A 22,758-nucleotide genomic window follows, 5' to 3' on the forward strand; every position below is an offset into this window, starting at 1 on the left:
CGGGACATAGTGACAACAGAGACATGTCAAAAGCTTGTATGAACAGCGCATTTTCTTGCGCGCACAAAAAACCGGGCACTAGGCCCGGTTCTTTGTTTCAGACTGACGTCTTACTCGGCGGATACAGCTTCGCCAGCAGTAGCACGATCAACCAACTCGACGTACGCCATAGGCGCGTTGTCGCCAGCGCGGAAACCGCACTTGAGGATGCGCAGGTAGCCACCCTCACGGGTAGCGTAACGCTTGCCCAGGTCGTTGAAGAGCTTACCAACGATAGCTTTCGAACGAGTACGGTCGAAAGCCAGACGGCGGTTAGCCAGGCTGTCTGTCTTGGCCAGAGTGATCAGCGGCTCAGCAACGCGACGCAGTTCTTTGGCTTTTGGCAGAGTAGTTTTGATCAGCTCGTGCTCGAACAGCGACACCGCCATGTTTTGGAACATGGCCTTGCGGTGCGAGCTGGTGCGGCTCAGGTGACGACCACTTTTACGATGACGCATGGTTCATTCCTTACCAAACACTACGTTCGGTGATTACGACGATCAGGCAGTCGCCTTGTCGTCCTTCTTAAGACTTGCAGGCGGCCAGTTGTCGAGGCGCATGCCGAGGGACAGACCGCGGGAGGCCAGAACGTCCTTGATTTCAGTCAAGGATTTCTTGCCCAGGTTCGGAGTCTTCAACAGCTCTACTTCGGTACGCTGAATCAGGTCGCCGATGTAGTAGATGTTTTCCGCCTTAAGGCAGTTAGCCGAACGTACAGTCAGTTCCAGATCGTCAACCGGGCGAAGCAGGATCGGATCGATCTCGTCTTCCTGCTCGACAACCACTGGCTCACTGTCACCTTTGAGGTCGACGAACGCAGCCAACTGCTGTTGCAGGATGGTTGCAGCGCGGCGGATAGCCTCTTCAGGATCCAGAGTACCGTTGGTTTCCAGATCAATAACCAGCTTGTCCAGGTTGGTACGCTGCTCGACACGGGCGTTTTCCACCACGTATGCGATACGGCGAACCGGGCTGAACGAAGAGTCAAGCTGCAAGCGACCGATGCTGCGGCTTTCGTCTTCATCGCTCTGACGCGAGTCGGCTGGTTCATAACCACGACCACGAGCTACGGTGAGCTTCATGTTCAGGGCGCCGTTAGACGCCAGGTTAGCGATTACGTGATCGGGATTAACGATCTCGACATCATGATCCAGCTGAATATCGGCAGCGGTAACCACCCCCGAACCCTTCTTCGACAAGGTCAGCGTAACTTCGTCACGACCGTGCAGCTTGATGGCCAGACCTTTAAGGTTCAACAGGATTTCAATTACGTCTTCCTGTACACCTTCGATGGCGCTGTACTCGTGGAGCACACCGTCAATCTCGGCCTCGACTACTGCGCAGCCGGGCATTGAGGACAACAGGATGCGTCGCAGCGCGTTGCCCAGGGTGTGGCCAAAACCACGCTCGAGAGGCTCGAGAGTGATCTTGGCGCGGGTTGGACTGACAACCTGCACATCAATGTGGCGGGGTGTCAGGAACTCATTTACCGAAATCTGCATGGATGCACCTATTTTCTAGCCCTTACTTGGAGTAGAGCTCGACAATCAGGCTTTCGTTGATGTCGGCGGACAGATCACTGCGAGCAGGAACGTTCTTGAAAACGCCCGACTTCTTCTCAGTGTCTACTTCTACCCATTCTACGCGGCCACGTTGGGCACACAGATCGAGAGCTTGGACAATGCGAAGTTGGTTTTTTGCTTTCTCGCGAACTGCAACCACGTCACCAGCACGAACCTGATACGACGGAACGTTTACGGTCTGACCGTTAACGCTGATCGACTTGTGCGATACCAGCTGACGGGATTCGGCACGAGTCGAACCAAAGCCCATACGGTATACAACGTTGTCCAGACGGCATTCGAGCAGTTGCAGCAGGTTTTCACCGGTTGCACCTTTCTTGCCAGCAGCTTCTTTGTAGTAGCCGCTGAACTGACGCTCGAGAACGCCGTAGATACGACGGACCTTCTGCTTTTCACGCAGTTGGGTGCCGTAATCGGACTGGCGACCGCGGCGTTGGCCGTGGATACCAGGTGCTGCTTCAATGTTGCACTTCGATTCGATCGCGCGCACGCCGCTCTTCAGGAAGAGATCGGTGCCTTCGCGACGAGCGAGTTTGCATTTTGGACCAATGTAACGAGCCATTCTTTACAATCTCCTGGATTACACGCGGCGCTTCTTCGGCGGACGGCACCCGTTGTGCGGGATTGGCGTCACGTCGGTGATGCTGGCGATCTTGTAGCCACAGCCGTTCAAAGCGCGGACTGCGGATTCACGACCTGGACCTGGACCCTTGACGTTAACGTCGAGGTTTTTCAGGCCGTATTCCAGCGCAGCTTGACCAGCACGTTCAGCAGCTACTTGAGCAGCAAACGGGGTGGACTTGCGGGAACCGCGGAAACCCGAACCACCGGAGGTAGCCCAGGAAAGAGCGTTACCTTGACGGTCGGTAATGGTCACGATTGTGTTGTTAAAAGATGCATGGATGTGGGCGATGCCATCAACCACTGTCTTTTTAACTTTTTTACGAGGACGAGCAGCAGGTTTTGCCATGATTAAATTCCTGTCGATTCGCTGGGGCGATTACTTGCGGATCGGCTTACGCGGACCTTTACGGGTACGCGCGTTGGTCTTGGTACGCTGACCGCGTACTGGAAGACCGCGACGATGACGCAGACCGCGATAGCAACCGAGGTCCATCAAGCGCTTGATTTTCATGTTGATTTCGCGACGCAGATCACCTTCAGTGGTGAACTTCGCCACTTCGCCACGCAGCTGTTCAATTTGCTCGTCGCTCAGATCTTTGATCTTTGCTGCTGGGTTTACCCCAGTCACTGCACAGATCTTCTGTGCAGTAGTGCGACCAACACCATAGATGTAGGTCAGCGAGATAACAGTATGCTTGTTATCTGGAATGTTAACGCCTGCAATACGGGCCATTCAGTGGGACTCCAATTGACAGCTACCTACGCCCCGGAAGCCAAGAAATAGGGCGCGAGATAATATCGCTGTAATAACAAATAATCAACCCGGTAGCGCACTAGCTACCGGGCTTGAAGCACAATCACACTCAGCCTTGGCGCTGTTTGTGACGCGGTTCCGCGCTGCAAATTACTCGAACAACACCTTCGCGGCGAATAATCTTGCAGTTACGGCACAGCTTTTTCACCGATGCACGAACTTTCATCACCAACTCCTCGAACCTTATGGGTACTCAGCGCAACATGCCGCTGCCGTAACCCTTCAGGTTGGCTTTCTTCATCAGGGATTCGTACTGGTGCGAAACGAGGTGCGATTGTACTTGGGACATGAAGTCCATCACAACCACGACCACGATCAGCAACGAGGTCCCGCCAAGGTAGAACGGAACGTTTGCTGCAACCACCAGGAACTGGGGCAACAGGCACACGGCCGTCATGTAAAGAGCACCGAACATGGTCAAGCGGGTCAGAACGCCATCAATATAGCGTGCAGACTGCTCACCTGGACGGATGCCCGGAATAAAGGCACCGGACTTCTTCAGGTTTTCCGCTACGTCTTTCGGATTGAACATCAACGCCGTATAGAAGAAGCAGAAGAAAATAATCCCTGCACTAAACAGCAGAATATTCAACGGCTGACCAGGAGCGATCGACTGCGAGATGTCCTGCAACCAGCCCATACCTTCAGACTGACCGAACCAGGCACCCAACGAAGCCGGGAACAGCAAAATGCTGCTCGCGAAAATAGCCGGAATAACACCGGCCATGTTCACCTTAAGCGGCAAGTGGCTTGTCTGCGCAGCAAAAACCTTGCGGCCCTGCTGACGCTTGGCGTAGTGAACAGCGATACGACGCTGACCACGCTCAATGAACACCACGAAACCGATAATCGCTACTGCCAGCAAACCGATGGCAACCAAGGCGAAGATGTTGATATCACCCTGACGCGCAGACTCGAAAGACTGCCCGATTGCTCTCGGAAGACCGGCGACGATACCCGAAAAAATCAACATCGAGATACCGTTGCCTACACCACGCTCAGTAATCTGCTCACCCAGCCACATCATGAACATCGCACCAGCCACAAACGTGGATACTGCGACGAAATGGAAGCCAAAGTCACCAGTGAACGCAACGCCCTGCCCCGCCAGACCAATGGACATGCCAATAGCCTGAACGAGAGCGAGGACGACGGTGCCGTAGCGGGTGTACTGGCTGATCTTGCGACGGCCAGCTTCACCTTCCTTCTTCAACTGCTCCAGCTGCGGGCTGACGGCGGTCATCAGTTGCATGATGATCGATGCCGAAATGTACGGCATGATCCCCAGTGCAAAGATGCTCATCCGTTCCAGCGCGCCGCCGGAGAACATGTTGAACAAGCTAAGAATGGTCCCCTCATTCTGTCGAAACAGGTCTGCGAGTCGGTCCGGGTTGATACCTGGAACCGGGATGTGTGCGCCTATTCGGTAGACGATAATCGCCAGGAACAGAAAACGCAGACGAGCCCAGAGTTCAGACATACCGCCTTTGCCGAGCGCAGAGAGAGCACCTTGCTTAGCCATTTATTCCTCGAACTTGCCGCCAGCTGCTTCGATAGCCGCACGCGCACCTTTGGTGGCGCCGATTCCCTTGCCGATAGTGACAGCGCGAGTCACTTCACCGGACAGCATGATTTTCACACGCTGTACGTTGACGTTGATCACGTTGGCATCTTTCAGGGACTGCACGGTGACGATGTCGCCTTCCACTTTAGCCAGCTCGGACAGACGCACTTCTGCGCGATCCATGGCCTTCAGGGAAACGAAACCGAACTTCGGCAGGCGACGATGCAGCGGCTGTTGACCGCCTTCAAAGCCTGGAGCAATGGTGCCACCGGAGCGGGAGGTCTGACCTTTGTGACCACGGCCACCAGTCTTACCCAAACCGCTACCGATACCACGGCCCGGACGATGCTTTTCGCGACGGGAACCCGGCGCTGGACTCAGATCATTGAGTTTCATCGATTAACCCTCGACACGCAGCATGTAGTAAGCCTTGTTGATCATCCCGCGATTCTCGGGAGTATCCTGGACTTCTACAGTGTGACCGATGCGACGCAGACCCAGACCCTTAACGCACAATTTGTGGTTAGGGATGCGGCCGGTCATGCTTTTGATCAGCGTTACTTTAACGGTAGCCATGATCAGAAGATCTCCTTGACGCTTTTGCCACGCTTGGCGGCAATGGATTCAGGAGACTGCATAGCTTTCAAACCTTTGAAAGTGGCGTGAACCACGTTTACCGGGTTAGTCGAGCCGTAGCACTTGGCCAGAACGTTCTGAACGCCAGCAACTTCGAGGACAGCACGCATAGCGCCGCCAGCGATGATACCGGTACCCTCAGAAGCAGGCTGCATGTACACCTTCGAAGCGCCGTGAGCGGACTTCATTGCGTACTGCAGAGTGGTGCCGTTCAGATCAACTTGGATCATGTTGCGGCGAGCAGCTTCCATTGCCTTCTGGATCGCAGCAGGCACTTCACGCGACTTGCCACGGCCGAAGCCAACACGCCCTTTACCATCACCAACCACGGTCAACGCGGTGAAAGTGAAGATACGGCCGCCTTTAACGGTTTTGGCTACGCGGTTAACTTGAACCAGCTTCTCAATGTAGCCTTCGTCGCGCTTTTGGTCGTTATTTGACATAACTTAGAACTCCAGCCCAGCTTCACGAGCAGCATCAGCCAGCGCTTTCACGCGACCGTGGTACTTGAAGCCAGAGCGGTCGAAAGCCACTTGCGAGACGCCAGCGGCCTTAGCACGCGTAGCGACCAGCTGGCCAACCTTTGTGGCCGCGTCGATGTTGCCAGTGGCACCATCACGCAGTTCTTTATCCAAAGTCGAGGCGCTTGCCAGGACCTTGTTGCCGTCGGCCGAGATGACCTGGGCGTAGATGTGCTGCGACGAGCGGAACACGCAGAGACGCACGACTTCGAGTTCGTGCATTTTCAGGCGTGCTTTGCGAGCGCGACGCAGTCGAGTAACTTTTTTGTCGGTCATTTGCTATGCCCTACTTCTTCTTGGCTTCTTTACGACGGACGACTTCGTCCGCGTAGCGCACACCTTTGCCTTTGTACGGCTCTGGTGGACGGAAGTCGCGGATCTCAGCGGCCACTTGACCTACCAGCTGCTTGTCGATGCCCTTGATCAGGATATCGGTCTGGCTAGGAGTCTCAGCGGTGATGCCTTCCGGCAGTTCGTAATCCACTGGGTGCGAGAAGCCAAGGGCCAGGTTCAGAACCGTGCCTTTTGCTTGCGCTTTGTAACCAACACCGACCAGCTGGAGCTTGCGCTCGAAGCCTTGGCTTACGCCTTGGACCATGTTGTTTACCAACGCACGCGTGGTACCGGCCATTGCGCGAGTTTGTTGATCGCCATTGCGAGCAGCGAAACGCAGCTCACCAGCTTCTTCAACGATCTCAACGGACGAATGGATGTTCAGTTCAAGAGTACCCTTGGCACCCTTCACCGAAAGCTGTTGGCCTGCGAATTTTACTTCGACACCGGCTGGCAGCTTAACGGGGTTCTTAGCGACGCGAGACATGCTTATCCCCCCTTAGAACACAGTGCAAAGAACTTCGCCGCCGACACCGGCAGCGCGCGCAGCACGATCCGTCATCACACCTTTGTTGGTGGAGACGATAGACACGCCAAGACCGCCACGAACTTTCGGCAGATCTTCAACGGACTTGTACTGACGCAGGCCTGGACGACTAACGCGCTTCACTTCTTCGATAACCGGACGGCCTTCGAAGTACTTCAGCTCGATGGACAACGACGGCTTAGCGTCGGTGGTGATCTGAAAATCCGCGATGTAACCTTCGTCCTTCAGGACTTTTGCTACAGCCACCTTCAACGTGGAAGACGGCATGCTTACGACAGACTTTTCAGCCATCTGGGCATTACGGATTCGAGTTAGCATGTCCGCTAACGGGTCCTGCATACTCATGGGCTAGACGCTCCTAATACAGAAAAATTAGCCTTGCGGCTACTACTTGTCGCCGAGAACTTCCGGGCATGAAAAACACGGGCTCAGGCGAGCCGGTCATTCTAGACACACCCCAGAAATGAATCAAGCCCCAAAAGGGGCTTGATTCAGATTCAAGGCCACCGATGGTCAGGTTCTTGCGAACCCGAACATCGAGACTTTGACAGCAATTACCAGCTGGCTTTAACCAGACCTGGTACGTCACCACGCATTGCAGCTTCACGCAACTTGTTACGGCCAAGGCCGAACTTGCGGTAAACGCCGTGCGGACGACCAGTCAGGCGGCAACGGTTACGCATGCGCGAAGCGCTCGCGTCACGTGGTTGCTTCTGCAGAGCTACGGTAGCTTCCCAACGCGCTTCTGGACTTGCGTTCAGATCGACGATGATAGCTTTCAGCGCTGCACGCTTGGTGGCGTACTTGGCAACAGTGAGCTGACGCTTCAGCTCACGGTTTTTCATGCTCTTCTTGGCCATTTTCCTACTCCAATCAGTTGCGGAACGGGAATTTGAAAGCACGCAGCAGAGCGCGGCCTTCATCATCGTTCTTGGCAGTGGTGGTCAGGGTAATGTCCAGACCGCGGAGAGCATCGATCTTGTCGTAGTCGATTTCCGGGAAAATGATCTGCTCTTTCACGCCCATGCTGTAGTTGCCACGACCATCGAAGGACTTGGCATTCAGGCCGCGGAAGTCGCGAACCCGAGGCAGGGAGATCGACAGCAGACGATCCAGGAACTCATACATACGCTCACGGCGCAGAGTCACCTTGACGCCAATCGGCCATCCTTCACGGACTTTAAAGCCAGCGATGGATTTACGAGCGTAGGTCACAACGACTTTTTGGCCGGTGATCTTTTCCAGGTCAGCAACAGCATGCTCGATGACTTTTTTGTCACCAACAGCTTCGCCCAGACCCATGTTCAGGGTGATTTTTGTAACGCGTGGAACTTCCATCACGTTCGAAAGCTTAAGTTCTTCCTTAAGCTTCGGTGCGATTTCCTTCCAGTAAATCTCTTTTAGTCGTGCCATGGTCTTCTACCTAGCAGTGTTCAAGCATCAACCGCTTTTTGGGTCGACTTGAAGACACGAATTTTCTTGCCGTCTTCTACTTTGAAACCAACGCGGTCAGCCTTGTTGGTTTCGCCGTTGAAAATGGCGACGTTAGAAGCGTCCAGTGGAGCTTCTTTTTCGACGATACCGCCTTGCACGCCCGACATCGGGTTAGGCTTGGTATGACGCTTGACCAGGTTCAGACCGCTGATAACCAGACGGTTATTAGCAAGAACCTTGAGCACCTTACCGCGCTTACCTTTGTCTTTGCCGGCGATCACGATGATCTCGTCGTCACGACGAATCTTTTGCATGTCGGATCTCCTTACAGCACTTCTGGGGCGAGCGAGACGATCTTCATGAACTTCTCAGTACGAAGTTCACGGGTCACTGGCCCAAAGATACGGGTGCCGATCGGCTCTTGCTTGTTGTTCAGAAGAACAGCAGCGTTGCCATCAAAGCGGATAATGGAGCCATCAGCACGACGTACGCCGTGACGAGTGCGGACTACAACAGCAGTCATCACTTGGCCTTTTTTCACTTTACCGCGAGGAATTGCTTCCTTCACGGTAACTTTGATGATGTCACCGATACCAGCGTAACGACGATGGGAGCCACCCAGCACCTTGATGCACATAACACGGCGAGCGCCGCTGTTATCGGCCACATCGAGCATGGATTGAGTCTGAATCATATAATTTCTCCGACCCCTAGTCCTTAGACTTCCACAGCGCGTTCGAGAACATCAACCAGCGCCCAAGACTTGGTCTTGGCCATAGGACGAGTTTCACGAATAGTGACTTTGTCGCCGATGTGGCACTGGTTGGTTTCGTCGTGCGCGTGCAGCTTAGTCGAACGCTTAACGTATTTACCGTAGATCGGGTGCTTTACGCGACGCTCGATCAGTACGGTGATGGTTTTGTCCATCTTGTCGCTGACAACACGGCCAGTCAGCGTACGGACAGTTTTTTCGGCTTCAGCCATGATCACTTACCTGCCTGCTGGTTGAGCACAGTCTTCACGCGAGCGATGTCACGTTTAACTTGCGAGAGCAGATGAGACTGCCCCAACTGGCCAGTTGCTTTCTGCATACGCAGATTGAACTGGTCGCGCAGCAAGCCGAGCAGTTGCTCGTTCAGCTGCTGTGCGGATTTTTCACGAAGTTCATTCGCTTTCATCACATCACCGTCCGTTTAACAAAGGCGGTGGCGAGCGGCAGCTTTGCAGCAGCCAGGGCAAAAGCCTCACGCGCCAGCTCTTCAGAAACACCCTCGATTTCATACAGGACTTTGCCTGGCTGAATCTGGGCAACCCAGTACTCCACACTACCCTTACCTTTACCCATACGAACTTCGAGGGGCTTTTTGGAAATAGGCTTGTCCGGGAATACACGGATCCAGATCTTGCCGCCACGTTTAACGTGACGGGTCAGAGCACGACGCGCTGACTCGATCTGACGAGCGGTGAGACGACCACGAGCTACAGACTTCAGCGCGAACTCGCCGAAGCTGACTTTGCTACCGCGCTGAGCCAGACCACGGTTGTGGCCTGTCATCTGCTTGCGGAACTTCGTACGCTTAGGTTGCAACATTTGGCGTACCCCTTACTTAGCAGCTTTTTTACGAGGCGCTGGTGCTTGTGGTTTCAGCTCTTCTTGGCGACCACCAATTACTTCGCCTTTGAAGATCCAAACCTTTACACCGATCACACCGTAAGTGGTGTGAGCTTCGTAGTTGGCATAGTCGATGTCGGCACGCAGGGTGTGCAATGGCACACGACCTTCGCGATACCATTCAGTACGTGCGATTTCAGCACCGCCGAGACGACCGCTCACTTGGATTTTGATGCCCTTGGCACCAATGCGCATGGCGTTCTGAACTGCGCGCTTCATAGCGCGACGGAACATTACACGACGCTCCAGCTGCTGAGCTACGCTCTGCGCAACCAGCATACCGTCGAGCTCCGGCTTGCGGATCTCTTCGATATTGATGTGCACAGGCACACCCATTTGCTTGGTCAGGTCCTGACGCAGTTTCTCAACATCTTCACCTTTCTTCCCGATAACGATACCTGGACGAGCGGTGTGGATGGTGATACGTGCAGTTTGGGCCGGACGATGGATATCGATACGGCTTACGGACGCGCTTTTTAGTTTGTCTTGGAGATACTCACGCACTTTCAGATCTGCGAACAAGTAGTCCGCATAAGTCCGACCGTCTGCGTACCAGACGGAGGTGTGCTCCTTGACGATTCCCAGGCGAATGCCAATGGGATGTACTTTCTGACCCATCTCTTCGACTCCGTTACTTGTCAGCAACCTTGACAGTGATATGGCAAGACCGCTTGACGATGCGATCAGCACGGCCTTTGGCACGTGGCATGATGCGCTTCAGCGAACGCCCTTCGTTGACGAAAACGGTGCTGACCTTCAGGTCATCAACATCTGCGCCTTCGTTATGCTCGGCGTTGGCTACGGCCGACTCCAGCACTTTCTTCATGATCTCGGCGGCTTTCTTACTGCTGAAAGCCAACAAGTTGAGCGCTTCGCCCACCTTCTTCCCGCGGATCTGGTCGGCGACCAAGCGGGCTTTCTGGGCGGAGATTCGAGCGCCCGACAACTTAGCGGCTACTTCCATTTCCTAACCCCTTAACGCTTGGCTTTCTTGTCAGCCACGTGCCCGCGATAGTTGCGGGTACCGGCGAACTCGCCCAGTTTGTGGCCGACCATGTCTTCGTTAACGAGAACTGGGACGTGCTGACGACCGTTGTGTACTGCGATGGTCAGACCGACCATTTGTGGCAGGATCATCGAACGACGCGACCAAGTCTTAATTGGTTTGCGATCGTTCTTTTCCGCCGCCACTTCGATCTTCTTCAGTAGGTGAAGATCAATAAAAGGACCTTTTTTCAGAGAACGTGGCACTGTCGTATCCCTCTATTTACTTGCGACGACGGACGATCATTTTGTCGGTACGCTTATTACCACGAGTCTTCGCGCCCTTAGTCGGGAAGCCCCATGGCGATACCGGATGACGACCACCAGAGGTACGACCTTCACCACCACCATGTGGGTGGTCAACCGGGTTCATGGCAACACCACGAACGGTTGGGCGAACGCCACGCCAGCGCTTGGCACCAGCTTTACCCAGCGAACGCAGGCTGTGCTCGGAGTTCGAGACTTCGCCCAGGGTCGCACGGCATTCAGCCAGGACTTTACGCATTTCACCGGAACGCAGACGCAGGGTCACGTAGACACCTTCACGAGCGATCAGCTGAGCCGAAGCACCAGCGGAACGAGCGATCTGTGCACCTTTACCTGGCTTCAGTTCGATGCCGTGTACGGTAGAACCGACTGGAATGTTGCGCAGTTGCAGAGCGTTGCCTGGCTTGATTGGAGCCAGAGCGCCTGCGATCAGCTGGTCGCCAGCACTCACGCCTTTAGGGGCGATGATGTAGCGGCGCTCGCCGTCTGCGTAGCAGAGCAGTGCGATGTGAGCAGTACGGTTTGGATCGTATTCGATACGCTCGACAGTGGCGACGATGCCATCTTTGTCGTTGCGACGGAAATCGACCATACGATAATGCTGCTTATGACCACCACCGATGTGACGAGTGGTAATACGGCCATTGTTGTTACGACCACCAGTCTTCGATTTTTTCTCGAGCAGCGGTGCGTGAGGAGCGCCTTTATGCAGCTCCTGGTTGACCACCTTGACCACAAAACGGCGGCCAGGGGAAGTCGGTTTGCATTTAACGATTGCCATGATGCACCCCTTCCTTACTCAGCACTGCTGCTGAAATCGAGATCTTGGCCTGGCTGAAGGGAGATAACTGCCTTCTTCCAGTCATTACGCTTGCCCAGACCGCGAGCAGTGCGCTTGCTCTTACCCAGAACATTCAGGGTAGTGACGCGCTCTACTTTCACGCTGAACAGGCTTTCGACGGCCTTCTTGATTTCCAGCTTGGTTGCGTCAGTAGCAACCTTGAAAACGAACTGGCCTTTCTTGTCTGCCAGAACCGTAGCCTTCTCGGAAACGTGCGGGCCAAGCAGAACTTTAAATACGCGTTCCTGGTTCATCCCAGCAGCTCCTCGAATTTCTTCACGGCCGACACGGTGATCAACACCTTGTCGTATGCGATCAGACTAACTGGATCGGAACCTTGAACGTCACGTACATCTACGTGCGGCAGGTTACGAGCAGCCAGGTACAGGTTCTGATCAACAGCGTCCGACACGATGAGAACATCGGTCAGGCTCATGTTGTTCAGCTTGCCCAGCAGATCTTTGGTTTTCGGAGTTTCAACAGCGAAATCCTGAACCACGACCAGACGATCAGTACGCACCAGCTCAGCAAGGATGGAACGCATTGCTGCGCGGTACATCTTTTTGTTCAGCTTCTGGGAGTGATCCTGAGGACGAGCTGCGAAAGTGGTACCGCCGCCACGCCAGATTGGGCTACGGATAGTACCGGCACGAGCACGGCCAGTACCTTTCTGACGCCATGGGCGCTTACCGCCACCACGAACGTCGGAACGGGTCTTCTGCTGCTTGGTACCTTGACGGCCGCCAGCCATGTAGGCCACGACTGCTTGGTGAACCAGCGTCTCGTTGAATTCGCCGCCAAATGTCAGTTCGGAAACTTCGATCGCTTGAGCGTCATTTACATTTAATTGCATGTCAGCTTCCCCTTAACCGCGAGCCTTGGCTGCTGGACGTACAACCAGGTTGCCGCCAGTAGCGCCAGGAACAGCACCCTTGACCAACAACAGATTGCGTTCAGCGTCCACGCGCACTACTTCCAGGGACTGCACGGTCACGCGCTCAGCGCCCATATGACCGGACATTTTTTTGCCCTTAAATACACGACCAGGAGTCTGGCACTGGCCGATAGAGCCTGGGACGCGGTGGGATACGGAGTTACCGTGGGTGTTATCTTGCCCGCGGAAATTCCAACGCTTGATCGTACCCTGGAAGCCTTTACCCTTGGACTGACCGGTTACATCAACCAGTTGACCAGCGGCGAAGATTTCAGCGTTGATCAGATCGCCAGCCTGGTACTCGCCTTCTTCAAGACGGAATTCCATGGTGGTGCGACCAGCGGCAACATTCGCTTTAGCGAAGTGGCCAGCCTGAGCTGCTGTTACACGCGAAGCACGACGCTCGCCGACAGTGACTTGCACTGCACGATAGCCATCGGTCTCTTCAGTTTTGAACTGGGTGACGCGATTCGGCTCGATCTCAATGACCGTGACCGGAATGGAGACACCTTCTTCGGTGAAAATACGGGTCATACCGCATTTACGACCGACTACACCAATAGTCATGTTGTAAACCTCATGAGTGTACGGGGCTTTCACCCGCTATGGCCGCCCATTTCAGAGCGTTACACGACTAAGACCGAGTCTTAGCCGAGGCTGATCTGCACTTCCACACCGGCCGCAAGATCAAGCTTCATAAGAGCATCAACGGTTTTATCCGTTGGCTGGACGATGTCCAGAACGCGCTTATGAGTGCGGATTTCGTACTGGTCGCGCGCGTCTTTGTTGACGTGCGGAGAAACCAGAACGGTGAACCGCTCTTTACGGGTAGGCAGTGGAATTGGACCACGCACTTGAGCACCAGTACGTTTCGCGGTTTCCACGATTTCCTGGGTTGATTGGTCGATCAGGCGATGGTCGAAAGCCTTCAACCTGATACGGATTTGCTGATTTTGCATTGGATTTCAGACTCCGGCTGCTATTCCCACCGAGCGCAATACGCCCGTTAAAAGGAGGCGCAATTCTATAGACGCCCCAGATAGGTGTCAACCCAATAAAAAAGCCCCCGCTGAGCGGGGGCTTTTTCAATCCATCAAGCGAACTCTATAAAAGAGATTACTCGATGATTTTGGCTACGACGCCAGCGCCGACGGTACGACCGCCTTCACGGATAGCGAAACGCAGACCGTCTTCCATCGCGATGGTTTTGATCAGGGTAACAGTCATCTGAATGTTGTCACCTGGCATTACCATTTCAACGCCTTCTGGCAGCTCGCAGTTACCAGTCACGTCAGTAGTACGGAAGTAGAACTGTGGACGGTAGCCTTTGAAGAACGGAGTGTGACGACCGCCCTCTTCCTTGCTCAGAACGTAAACTTCTGCAGTGAACTTGGTGTGCGGCTTAACCGAACCCGGCTTAACCAGAACCTGACCACGCTCAACGTCGTCACGCTTAGTACCACGCAGCAGAACGCCGCAGTTCTCGCCAGCACGACCTTCGTCGAGCAGCTTGCGGAACATTTCAACACCGGTGCAAGTAGTAACGGTGGTGTCACGCAGACCAACGATTTCCAGCGGATCCTGAACGCGAACGATACCGCGCTCGATACGACCAGTCACAACAGTACCGCGACCCGAGATCGAGAATACGTCTTCGATTGGCATCAGGAACGGCTTGTCGATCATACGAACTGGTTCTGGGATGTAGGCATCCAGAGTCTCTACCAGCTTCTTGACAGCGGTAGTGCCCATTTCGTTGTCGTCTTTGCCTTCCAGCGCCATACGAGCCGAACCGATGATGATTGGAGTGTCATCGCCCGGGAAGTCGTAGGTGGACAGCAGGTCGCGAACTTCCATCTCAACCAGTTCCAGCAGCTCAGCGTCGTCTACCAGGTCAGCCTTGTTCAGGAAAACCACGATGTACGGAACGCCTACCTGACGGGACAGCAGGATGTGCTCACGAGTTTGCGGCATCGGACCATCAGCGGCCGAGCAAACCAGAATAGCGCCGTCCATTTGAGCAGCACCGGTGATCATGTTCTTCACATAGTCAGCGTGACCTGGGCAGTCAACGTGAGCGTAGTGACGGATCTTCGAGTTGTACTCAACGTGTGCGGTGTTGATGGTGATACCGCGAGCTTTTTCTTCTGGTGCGCTGTCGATCTTGTCGAAGTCAACGATTGCGGAACCGAAAACCTCGGAGCAAACGCGAGTCAGAGCAGCAGTCAGAGTGGTTTTACCGTGGTCAACGTGACCAATGGTGCCAACGTTGACGTGCGGTAGGGAACGATCAAATTTTTCTTTAGCCACGACAATTAACTCCTAGCCTAAAGGGGCTGAATCAGCCTTGTTTTTTGGTTACGGATTCGACGATGTGCGACGGAGCCGTATCGTATTTTTTGAATTCCATAGAGTAGCTTGCGCGACCCTGGGACATGGAACGAACGTCGGTCGCATAACCGAACATCTCACCCAGTGGAACCTCGGCACGGATAACCTTGCCGGACACTGTGTCTTCCATACCCTGGATCATGCCGCGACGACGGTTAAGGTCGCCCATCACATCACCCATATAGTCTTCAGGCGTAACAACCTCTACAGCCATGATCGGCTCAAGCAACTCACCACCGCCCTTCTGGGCCAGTTGCTTGGTCGCCATGGAGGCAGCCACTTTAAACGCCATCTCGTTGGAGTCGACGTCGTGGTAAGAACCATCGAACACGGTAGCCTTCAGGCCGATCAGCGGATAGCCGGCAACAACGCCGTTCTTCATCTGCTCTTCGATACCCTTCTGGATAGCCGGGATGTATTCCTTAGGAACCACACCACCTACAACTTCGTTCACGAATTGCAGACCTTCCTGACCTTCGTCAGCAGGAGCAAAACGGATCCAGCAGTGGCCGAACTGACCACGACCGCCGGACTGACGAACGAACTTGCCTTCGATTTCACAGTTCTTCGTGATGCGCTCACGATACGAAACCTGAGGCTTGCCGATGTTGGCTTCGACGTTGAACTCACGGCGCATCCGGTCAACCAGGATGTCCAGGTGCAGCTCGCCCATGCCGGAGATGATCGTTTGACCAGTCTCTTCATCAGTTTTAACGCGGAAAGACGGGTCTTCCTGAGCAAGTTTGCCCAGAGCGATACCCATTTTTTCCTGGTCATCCTTGGTCTTAGGCTCTACGGCAACCGAAATAACCGGCTCCGGGAAGTCCATGCGAACCAGGATGATTGGCTTGTCAGCGTTGCAGAGGGTTTCACCAGTGGTGACGTCCTTCATGCCGATCAGGGCCGCGATGTCACCAGCGCGTACTTCCTTGATCTCTTCACGGGCGTTTGCGTGCATTTGCACCATACGACCCACGCGCTCTTTTTTACCTTTAACCGAGTTGATCACGCCGTCTCCGGAGTTCAACACGCCCGAGTAAACACGGACGAAGGTCAAGGTACCCACGAATGGGTCGGTAGCGATCTTGAACGCCAGAGCCGAGAACGGCTCCGCATCGTCTGCATGACGCTCCAGCTCGATTTCCTCGTTATCAGGGTCAGTACCCTTGATCGCAGGAATGTCGGTCGGTGCAGGCAGGAAGTCGATAACGGCGTCGAGAACCAGGGGAACACCCTTGTTCTTGAACGAAGAACCGCAAACAGCCAGAACGATTTCGCCGGCGATAGTACGCTGACGCAAAGCAGCTTTGATCTCTTCGATCGACAGCTCTTCGCCTTCCAGGTACTTGTTCATCAGCTCTTCGTTGGCTTCAGCAGCAGCTTCAACCATGTTGTTGCGCCACTCTTCAGCCAGCTCTTGGAGCTCAGCAGGAATGTCCTTGCGAACAGGGACCATACCTTTGTCAGAGTCGTTCCAGTAGACAGCTTGCATGTTGATCAGATCGATCTGACCCTGGAAGTTGTCTTCGGAACCGATAGCCAACTGGATCGGCACCGGAGTGTGACCCAGACGCTGCTTGATCTGACCGATCACGCGCAGGAAGTTGGCACCAGCACGGTCCATCTTGTTTACGTAAACAAGACGTGGAACACCGTATTTGTTGGCTTGACGCCATACGGTTTCCGACTGAGGCTCAACACCCGAAGTACCGCAGAACACAACGACAGCGCCGTCGAGTACGCGCAGGGAACGTTCAACTTCAATAGTGAAGTCAACGTGGCCCGGGGTATCGATTACGTTGAAGCGGTGCTCGTCCTTGTACTGCTTCTCGGAACCTTTCCAGAAAGCGGTGATGGCAGCAGAAGTAATGGTAATACCACGCTCCTGCTCCTGCACCATCCAGTCTGTGGTCGCGGCGCCATCATGCACCTCGCCCATTTTGTGACTTTTGCCGGTGTAAAAAAGGACGCGCTCGGTGGTGGTGGTTTTACCAGCATCCACGTGAGCGACGATACCGATGTTACGGTAGCGGCTAATCGGAGTAGTACGAGCCATAAAGCCCTCGCAAAATTAGTGAAGCTAAAATTAGAAGCGGTAGTGCGAGAAAGCTTTGTTGGCTTCAGCCATACGGTGCACGTCTTCACGCTTCTTAACAGCAGCACCTTTACCTTCAGCAGCATCCAGCAGTTCGCCAGCCAAACGCAGAGCCATAGACTTCTCGCCACGCTTACGTGCGAAGTCTACCAACCAGCGCATTGCCAGAGCGTTACGACGGGAAGGACGAACCTCGACCGGAACCTGGTAAGTAGCACCACCAACGCGGCGCGACTTCACTTCGACCAGCGGAGCGATGGCGTCGAGTGCTTTTTCGAAGAGTTCCAGGGGATCGGTGCCAGCCTTACGGGTCGCAACGGTTTCCAGGGCACCATAAACGATACGCTCGGCAACGGCTTTCTTGCCGCTTTCCATAACGTGGTTCATGAATTTGGCGAGGATCTGGCTTCCGTATTTCGGATCGTCCAGAATCTCACGCTTTGCTGCTACGCGACGTCTTGGCATGATAAGCCCTCAAGCGGTCTTCAGGTTAGCTCGGGACAGATCCAATGGATGCGTGCCCGACCTTACTCTTATCGACTCAATAAAATGAAAATCTGCAAAACGGCCGATTACTTCGGACGCTTGGTACCGTACTTCGAACGACCCTGGTTACGGCCTTTAACGCCGGAAGTATCCAAGGAGCCGCGAACGGTGTGGTAACGAACACCTGGCAAGTCTTTTACACGACCGCCGCGGATCAGTACCACGCTGTGCTCTTGCAGGTTGTGACCTTCACCACCGATGTACGAGGAAACCTCGAAACCGTTGGTCAGGCGCACACGGCATACTTTACGCAGTGCCGAGTTAGGTTTTTTCGGCGTAGTGGTGTACACACGGGTGCACACGCCACGACGTTGCGGGCAGTTCTGCAGCGCAGGTACGTCGGATTTCTCGACGATACGCTTACGCGGCTGACGTACCAGCTGGTTGATAGTTGCCATCTACTAGCTCCACTGTTGTCTTGCGACGCTATTGTCTTGCAAGAAAAGCAAAATGGCAGGAACGAATTCCCGCCAAATTTAGGGGATCAAGAGTCTAAAGAGGATCTTGTCCCCAGTCAAGGCAAGGCCCCGACCTCCCCGCCCGTCGAACCTTGACAATATGTCTCGATTCGACGAACGGAGCGATCAGGGCCTCAGCTCATTTACCGCAGAACTCAGTTACCGCTCGAGTTCAGCGCTTCGGTCAGTGCAGCTTCCACTTCACTGGCGCTTACGCGCAACGGTTTGTCAGCATCACGACGACGCTTGCGCTCGCTGTGATAAGCCAGACCGGTACCAGCCGGGATCAGACGACCCACGACCACGTTTTCTTTCAGGCCGCGCAGGTAATCGCGCTTGCCGGTGACTGCCGCTTCGGTCAGTACACGGGTGGTTTCCTGGAAGGAAGCCGCCGAGATGAACGATTCGGTGGACAACGACGCCTTGGTGATACCCAGCAGAACGCGAGTGTACTTGGAGACGAACTTGTCTTCGCCACCCAGACGCTCGTTTTCTACCAGTACGTGAGTCAGTTCCATCTGGTCGCCCTTGATGAAACTCGAATCGCCGGATTCAGCGATTTCAACTTTACGCAGCATCTGACGCAGGATGGTCTCGATGTGCTTGTCGTTGATCTTCACGCCTTGCAGACGGTAAACGTCCTGGATCTCGTTAACGATGTACTTGGCCAGCGCGCTCACACCCAGCAGACGCAGGATGTCGTGCGGATCGCTTGGGCCGTCGGAGATAACTTCGCCGCGGTTTACCTGTTCGCCTTCGAACACGTTCAGGTGACGCCACTTCGGAATCAGCTCTTCGTACGGATCGCTACCGTCGTTCGGGGTAATAACCAGACGGCGCTTGCCTTTGGTCTCTTTACCGAACGCGATGGTGCCGCTGACTTCAGCCAGAATCGACGCTTCTTTCGGACGACGAGCTTCGAACAAGTCGGCAACACGCGGCAGACCACCGGTGATGTCGCGGGTCTTCGAAGTTTCTTGCGGGATACGCGCGATAACATCACCGATCGCGATCTTCGCACCATCCGCAACACCGACCAGGGCGTTGGCTGGCAGGAAGTACTGAGCGATAACGTCAGTGCCTGGCAGCAACAGATCCTTGCCGTTGTCGTCGACCATCTTCACTGCTGGACGGATTTCCTTGCCCGCAGCTGGACGATCTTTCGCGTCGAGTACTTCAATGTTGGTCATACCGGTCAATTCGTCAGTCTGACGCTTGATCGTGATGCCTTCTTCCATGCCCACGTAGGTCACGGTACCTTTCATTTCGGTAACGATCGGGTGAGTGTGCGGATCCCACTTGGCCACGATTGCGCCAGCGTCGACCTTGTCACCCTCTTTAACCGAAATCACAGCACCGTACGGCAGCTTGTAACGCTCACGCTCACGACCGAAGTCATCAGCGATGGCCAGCTCACCGGAACGGGACACAGCCACCAGGTGACCATCCACTCGCTCAACGTGTTTCAGGTTGTGCAGACGGACGGTACCGCCATTCTTCACCTGAACGCTGTCGGCTGCGGAAGTACGGCTTGCCGCACCACCGATGTGGAACGTACGCATCGTCAGCTGGGTACCCGGCTCACCGATGGACTGGGCAGCGATAACGCCGACCGCTTCACCGATGTTCACCTGGTGACCACGAGCCAAGTCACGGCCGTAGCACTTGGCGCAAATGCCATAGCGGGTTTCGCAGCTGATCGGCGAACGCACGATCACTTCGTCGATGCTGTTCAGCTCGATGAACTCAACCCACTTCTCGTCAACCAGAGTACCGGCCGGAACGATAACGTCCTCGGTGCCTGGCTTGAATACGTCACGGGCAATAACACGACCCAATACGCGTTCACCCAACGGTTCTACAACGTCACCGCCTTCAATGTGCGGAGTCATCAGCAGACCGTGTTCGGTGCCGCAATCGATCTCGGTTACAACCAGATCCTGCGCCACGTCTACCAGACGACGAGTCAGGTAACCGGAGTTCGCAGTTTTCAACGCGGTATCCGCCAGACCTTTACGAGCACCGTGAGTCGAGATGAAGTACTGAAGTACGCTCAAACCTTCACGGAAGTTCGCAGTAATCGGCGTTTCAATGATGGAACCGTCCGGCTTGGCCATCAGACCACGCATACCGGCCAGCTGACGAATCTGTGCTGCGGAACCCCGCGCACCCGAGTCGGCCATCATGTACATCGAGTTGAAAGACTCTTGATCGACTTCAACGCCGTGACGGTCGATAACCTTCTCTTTCGAGAGGTTGGCCATCATTGCCTTGGAAACTTCGTCGTTCGCTTTCGACCAAAGGTCGATCACTTTGTTGTACTTCTCGCCCTGGGTTACCAGGCCGGAGGCGTACTGGCTCTCGATCTCTTTCACTTCGTCGGTGGCTGCACCGATGATGCGGGCTTTCTCGTCCGGGATAACGAAGTCGTTAACACCGATGGAAACGCCGGAGATGGTCGAGTAAGCGAAACCGGTGTACATCAACTGGTCAGCGAAGATCACGGTCTCTTTCAAACCAACCACGCGGTAGCACTGGTTGATCAGCTTGGAGATCGCTTTTTTCTTCATCGGCAGGTTGACGACGTCGTACGACAGACCTTTTGGCACAACCTGGAACAGCAGCGCACGGCCGACAGTGGTGTCGACGATACGGGTACCGCTCACGCTGTTGCCATCACGGTCGTTGACGGTTTCGTTGATACGAACCTTGACCTTGGCGTGCAGTGCGGCTTCGCCGGCACGGAACACACGGTCAACTTCCTGCAGATCCGCGAACACACGACCTTCGCCTTTGGCGTTGATCGCTTCACGAGTCATGTAGTACAGACCCAATACAACGTCCTGCGACGGAACGATGATTGGCTCACCGTTGGCTGGCGACAGAATGTTGTTGGTCGACATCATCAACGCACGCGCTTCCAGCTGGGCTTCCAGTGTCAGCGGTACGTGCACGGCCATTTGGTCGCCGTCGAAGTCGGCGTTGTACGCGGCGCAGACCAGAGGGTGCAGCTGGATAGCCTTACCTTCGATCAGTACCGGTTCAAACGCCTGGATACCCAGACGGTGAAGGGTCGGTGCACGGTTGAGAAGAACCGGGTGTTCGCGAATCACTTCAGCGAGAACGTCCCAAACCTCTGGCAGTTCGCGCTCGACCATTTTCTTGGCCGCTTTGATGGTGGTCGCGAGACCACGCATTTCCAGCTTGCCGAAAATGAACGGTTTGAACAGCTCGAGAGCCATCTTCTTCGGCAGACCGCACTGATGCAGACGCAGGGTCGGGCCTACGGTAATTACCGAACGACCGGAGTAGTCAACACGCTTACCGAGCAAGTTCTGACGGAAACGACCCTGCTTACCCTTGATCATGTCAGCCAGGGATTTCAGAGGACGCTTGTTCGAACCGGTGATAGCGCGGCCACGACGACCGTTGTCGAGCAGCGCATCGACAGCTTCCTGCAACATACGCTTTTCGTTGCGCACGATGATGTCCGGAGCGGACAGATCCAGCAGGCGCTTCAAACGGTTGTTACGGTTGATCACTCGACGATACAGATCGTTGAGGTCGGAAGTCGCGAAACGACCGCCATCCAGCGGGACCAGTGGACGCAGATCTGGCGGCAGAACCGGCAGAACGGTCAGCACCATCCACTCTGGCAGGTTGCCGGAACCCTGGAAGGCTTCCATCAACTTCAGACGCTTGGACAGCTTCTTGATCTTGGTTTCCGAGTTGGTTTGCGGAATTTCTTCACGCAGACGGCCAATCTCGTGTTCCAGGTCGATAGCGTGCAGCAGTTCACGGACAGCTTCAGCACCCATACGGGCGTCGAAATCGTCACCGAACTCTTCCAGCGCTTCAAAGTACTGCTCGTCGTTCAGCAGCTGACCTTTTTCAAGGGTGGTCATGCCTGGATCGATAACGACATAGCTCTCGAAGTAGAGAACGCGTTCGATATCACGCAGGGTCATGTCCATCAGCAAGCCGATACGGGACGGCAGCGATTTCAGGAACCAGATGTGGGCAACCGGCGAAGCCAGTTCGATGTGCGCCATGCGCTCACGACGAACCTTGGCCAGTGCAACTTCAACGCCGCACTTCTCGCAGATCACACCACGGTGCTTCAAGCGCTTGTACTTACCGCACAGGCACTCGTAATCCTTTACCGGGCCAAAGATCTTGGCGCAGAACAGACCGTCACGCTCAGGTTTGAACGTACGGTAGTTGATGGTTTCCGGCTTTTTAACTTCACCGAACGACCATGAGCGGATCATCTCAGGCGAGGCCAATCCGATACGGATGGCGTCGAACTCTTCGACTTGACCCTGGTTTTTCAGCAAATTCAGTAGGTCTTTCAAGGCCTTTCCTCCTGGCGGAGCAGAGAGCGGGCAATCCTGCCCCGCTCTCGATTCGCGTCA

General features: G+C 54.8%; 33 protein-coding genes. All 33 read right to left on the reverse strand.

The genetic code is table 11. The annotated features are described in order from the left end of the window. Positions 1 to 110: 110 nt before the first annotated feature. On the reverse strand, positions 111 to 497 hold the full coding sequence (rplQ, locus tag PspS49_RS26375; protein ID WP_003176402.1) for a 50S ribosomal protein L17: 387 nt from the start codon (positions 495 to 497) through the stop codon (positions 111 to 113). Between the two features lie 42 nt (positions 498 to 539). Further along, positions 540 to 1,541, reverse strand: coding sequence for a DNA-directed RNA polymerase subunit alpha (gene rpoA / locus PspS49_RS26380; protein WP_003186012.1), 1,002 nt, complete (start codon positions 1,539 to 1,541; stop codon positions 540 to 542). A 22-nt stretch (positions 1,542 to 1,563) separates the two neighbouring features. Continuing rightward, positions 1,564 to 2,184, reverse strand: a complete 621-nt coding sequence (rpsD, locus tag PspS49_RS26385) for a 30S ribosomal protein S4 (RefSeq protein ID WP_003176404.1) — start codon at positions 2,182 to 2,184, stop codon at positions 1,564 to 1,566. An 18-nt stretch (positions 2,185 to 2,202) separates the two neighbouring features. Further along, positions 2,203 to 2,592 carry a 30S ribosomal protein S11 gene (gene rpsK / locus PspS49_RS26390; RefSeq protein ID WP_002555466.1) on the reverse strand — a complete coding sequence of 130 codons (390 nt, stop codon included), beginning with the start codon at positions 2,590 to 2,592 and terminating at the stop codon, positions 2,203 to 2,205. Between the two features lie 30 nt (positions 2,593 to 2,622). Continuing rightward, positions 2,623 to 2,979 carry a 30S ribosomal protein S13 gene (gene rpsM / locus PspS49_RS26395; protein WP_003186020.1) on the reverse strand — a complete coding sequence of 119 codons (357 nt, stop codon included), beginning with the start codon at positions 2,977 to 2,979 and terminating at the stop codon, positions 2,623 to 2,625. Positions 2,980 to 3,109: 130 nt separating this feature from the next. Next, the gene (rpmJ, locus tag PspS49_RS26400) at positions 3,110 to 3,226 is read right to left on the reverse strand and encodes a 50S ribosomal protein L36 (RefSeq protein WP_002555468.1); all 117 of its coding nucleotides are present in this window, start codon (positions 3,224 to 3,226) and stop codon (positions 3,110 to 3,112) included. Positions 3,227 to 3,253: 27 nt separating this feature from the next. After that, positions 3,254 to 4,582: a preprotein translocase subunit SecY gene (secY, locus tag PspS49_RS26405; RefSeq protein WP_003228718.1), complete on the reverse strand. Its 1,329-nt coding sequence runs from the start codon at positions 4,580 to 4,582 to the stop codon at positions 3,254 to 3,256. Continuing rightward, positions 4,583 to 5,020, reverse strand: coding sequence for a 50S ribosomal protein L15 (gene rplO, locus PspS49_RS26410; RefSeq protein ID WP_003228720.1), 438 nt, complete (start codon positions 5,018 to 5,020; stop codon positions 4,583 to 4,585). It lies immediately after the preceding gene. A gap of 3 nt (positions 5,021 to 5,023) precedes the next feature. Continuing rightward, positions 5,024 to 5,200, reverse strand: a complete 177-nt coding sequence (gene rpmD, locus PspS49_RS26415) for a 50S ribosomal protein L30 (protein ID WP_003176408.1) — start codon at positions 5,198 to 5,200, stop codon at positions 5,024 to 5,026. Between the two features lie 2 nt (positions 5,201 to 5,202). Next, entirely contained in the window at positions 5,203 to 5,703 is a 501-nt protein-coding gene (gene rpsE / locus PspS49_RS26420; protein WP_003186035.1) for a 30S ribosomal protein S5, read from the reverse strand. Positions 5,704 to 5,706: 3 nt separating this feature from the next. Continuing rightward, complete coding sequence (gene rplR, locus PspS49_RS26425) at positions 5,707 to 6,057, reverse strand: 50S ribosomal protein L18 (RefSeq protein WP_003186037.1); 351 nt, start codon at positions 6,055 to 6,057, stop codon at positions 5,707 to 5,709. A 10-nt stretch (positions 6,058 to 6,067) separates the two neighbouring features. Next, positions 6,068 to 6,601 carry a 50S ribosomal protein L6 gene (rplF, locus tag PspS49_RS26430; RefSeq protein ID WP_003176412.1) on the reverse strand — a complete coding sequence of 178 codons (534 nt, stop codon included), beginning with the start codon at positions 6,599 to 6,601 and terminating at the stop codon, positions 6,068 to 6,070. 12 nt (positions 6,602 to 6,613) lie between these two features. Further along, positions 6,614 to 7,006, reverse strand: a complete 393-nt coding sequence (rpsH, locus tag PspS49_RS26435; protein WP_007918458.1) for a 30S ribosomal protein S8 — start codon at positions 7,004 to 7,006, stop codon at positions 6,614 to 6,616. Between the two features lie 209 nt (positions 7,007 to 7,215). After that, entirely contained in the window at positions 7,216 to 7,521 is a 306-nt protein-coding gene (gene rpsN / locus PspS49_RS26440; protein WP_003228726.1) for a 30S ribosomal protein S14, read from the reverse strand. Positions 7,522 to 7,534: 13 nt separating this feature from the next. Beyond that, complete coding sequence (gene rplE / locus PspS49_RS26445) at positions 7,535 to 8,074, reverse strand: 50S ribosomal protein L5 (protein ID WP_003176415.1); 540 nt, start codon at positions 8,072 to 8,074, stop codon at positions 7,535 to 7,537. Positions 8,075 to 8,094: 20 nt separating this feature from the next. After that, a complete protein-coding gene (gene rplX / locus PspS49_RS26450) occupies positions 8,095 to 8,409 on the reverse strand; it encodes a 50S ribosomal protein L24 (RefSeq protein ID WP_008081905.1) in 315 nt (104 codons plus the stop codon). Between the two features lie 11 nt (positions 8,410 to 8,420). Continuing rightward, the gene (gene rplN / locus PspS49_RS26455; protein ID WP_002555479.1) at positions 8,421 to 8,789 is read right to left on the reverse strand and encodes a 50S ribosomal protein L14; all 369 of its coding nucleotides are present in this window, start codon (positions 8,787 to 8,789) and stop codon (positions 8,421 to 8,423) included. A 23-nt stretch (positions 8,790 to 8,812) separates the two neighbouring features. After that, complete coding sequence (gene rpsQ, locus PspS49_RS26460) at positions 8,813 to 9,079, reverse strand: 30S ribosomal protein S17 (protein WP_003194644.1); 267 nt, start codon at positions 9,077 to 9,079, stop codon at positions 8,813 to 8,815. Between the two features lie 2 nt (positions 9,080 to 9,081). Then, positions 9,082 to 9,273 carry a 50S ribosomal protein L29 gene (gene rpmC, locus PspS49_RS26465; RefSeq protein ID WP_002555481.1) on the reverse strand — a complete coding sequence of 64 codons (192 nt, stop codon included), beginning with the start codon at positions 9,271 to 9,273 and terminating at the stop codon, positions 9,082 to 9,084. After that, positions 9,273 to 9,686 carry a 50S ribosomal protein L16 gene (gene rplP / locus PspS49_RS26470; RefSeq protein WP_007896757.1) on the reverse strand — a complete coding sequence of 138 codons (414 nt, stop codon included), beginning with the start codon at positions 9,684 to 9,686 and terminating at the stop codon, positions 9,273 to 9,275. The genes rpmC and rplP overlap by 1 nt, the downstream gene beginning before the upstream one ends. A 12-nt stretch (positions 9,687 to 9,698) precedes the next feature. Then, positions 9,699 to 10,385: a 30S ribosomal protein S3 gene (rpsC, locus tag PspS49_RS26475; protein ID WP_003176422.1), complete on the reverse strand. Its 687-nt coding sequence runs from the start codon at positions 10,383 to 10,385 to the stop codon at positions 9,699 to 9,701. Positions 10,386 to 10,398: 13 nt separating this feature from the next. Further along, positions 10,399 to 10,731, reverse strand: coding sequence for a 50S ribosomal protein L22 (gene rplV / locus PspS49_RS26480; protein ID WP_003103908.1), 333 nt, complete (start codon positions 10,729 to 10,731; stop codon positions 10,399 to 10,401). An 11-nt stretch (positions 10,732 to 10,742) separates the two neighbouring features. After that, the gene (gene rpsS, locus PspS49_RS26485) at positions 10,743 to 11,018 is read right to left on the reverse strand and encodes a 30S ribosomal protein S19 (RefSeq protein WP_011336172.1); all 276 of its coding nucleotides are present in this window, start codon (positions 11,016 to 11,018) and stop codon (positions 10,743 to 10,745) included. Between the two features lie 16 nt (positions 11,019 to 11,034). Then, positions 11,035 to 11,859: a 50S ribosomal protein L2 gene (rplB, locus tag PspS49_RS26490; protein ID WP_003228734.1), complete on the reverse strand. Its 825-nt coding sequence runs from the start codon at positions 11,857 to 11,859 to the stop codon at positions 11,035 to 11,037. 14 nt (positions 11,860 to 11,873) lie between these two features. Then, positions 11,874 to 12,173, reverse strand: coding sequence for a 50S ribosomal protein L23 (rplW, locus tag PspS49_RS26495; RefSeq protein ID WP_002555488.1), 300 nt, complete (start codon positions 12,171 to 12,173; stop codon positions 11,874 to 11,876). Then, positions 12,170 to 12,772: a 50S ribosomal protein L4 gene (rplD, locus tag PspS49_RS26500; protein ID WP_007918468.1), complete on the reverse strand. Its 603-nt coding sequence runs from the start codon at positions 12,770 to 12,772 to the stop codon at positions 12,170 to 12,172. Before rplD ends, rplW begins: the two co-directional genes overlap by 4 nt. A 12-nt stretch (positions 12,773 to 12,784) precedes the next feature. After that, positions 12,785 to 13,420, reverse strand: a complete 636-nt coding sequence (gene rplC, locus PspS49_RS26505; RefSeq protein WP_003228738.1) for a 50S ribosomal protein L3 — start codon at positions 13,418 to 13,420, stop codon at positions 12,785 to 12,787. 80 nt (positions 13,421 to 13,500) lie between these two features. Further along, complete coding sequence (gene rpsJ, locus PspS49_RS26510; RefSeq protein ID WP_003186070.1) at positions 13,501 to 13,812, reverse strand: 30S ribosomal protein S10; 312 nt, start codon at positions 13,810 to 13,812, stop codon at positions 13,501 to 13,503. Positions 13,813 to 13,969: 157 nt separating this feature from the next. Continuing rightward, the gene (gene tuf, locus PspS49_RS26515; RefSeq protein ID WP_064361246.1) at positions 13,970 to 15,163 is read right to left on the reverse strand and encodes an elongation factor Tu; all 1,194 of its coding nucleotides are present in this window, start codon (positions 15,161 to 15,163) and stop codon (positions 13,970 to 13,972) included. Between the two features lie 31 nt (positions 15,164 to 15,194). Continuing rightward, a complete protein-coding gene (gene fusA / locus PspS49_RS26520; protein ID WP_016984188.1) occupies positions 15,195 to 17,300 on the reverse strand; it encodes an elongation factor G in 2,106 nt (701 codons plus the stop codon). A gap of 30 nt (positions 17,301 to 17,330) precedes the next feature. Further along, positions 17,331 to 17,804 (reverse strand): 30S ribosomal protein S7, encoded by a 474-nt coding sequence (rpsG, locus tag PspS49_RS26525; RefSeq protein WP_007916467.1) that lies wholly within the window; start codon positions 17,802 to 17,804, stop codon positions 17,331 to 17,333. Between the two features lie 107 nt (positions 17,805 to 17,911). After that, entirely contained in the window at positions 17,912 to 18,283 is a 372-nt protein-coding gene (gene rpsL / locus PspS49_RS26530) for a 30S ribosomal protein S12 (RefSeq protein ID WP_003186084.1), read from the reverse strand. Between the two features lie 215 nt (positions 18,284 to 18,498). Next, entirely contained in the window at positions 18,499 to 22,698 is a 4,200-nt protein-coding gene (rpoC, locus tag PspS49_RS26535) for a DNA-directed RNA polymerase subunit beta' (RefSeq protein WP_034156498.1), read from the reverse strand. Between the last annotated feature and the right edge of the window lie 60 nt (positions 22,699 to 22,758).

This window comes from Pseudomonas sp. S49, from assembly GCF_009866785.1.
Taxonomy (GTDB): domain Bacteria; phylum Pseudomonadota; class Gammaproteobacteria; order Pseudomonadales; family Pseudomonadaceae; genus Aquipseudomonas.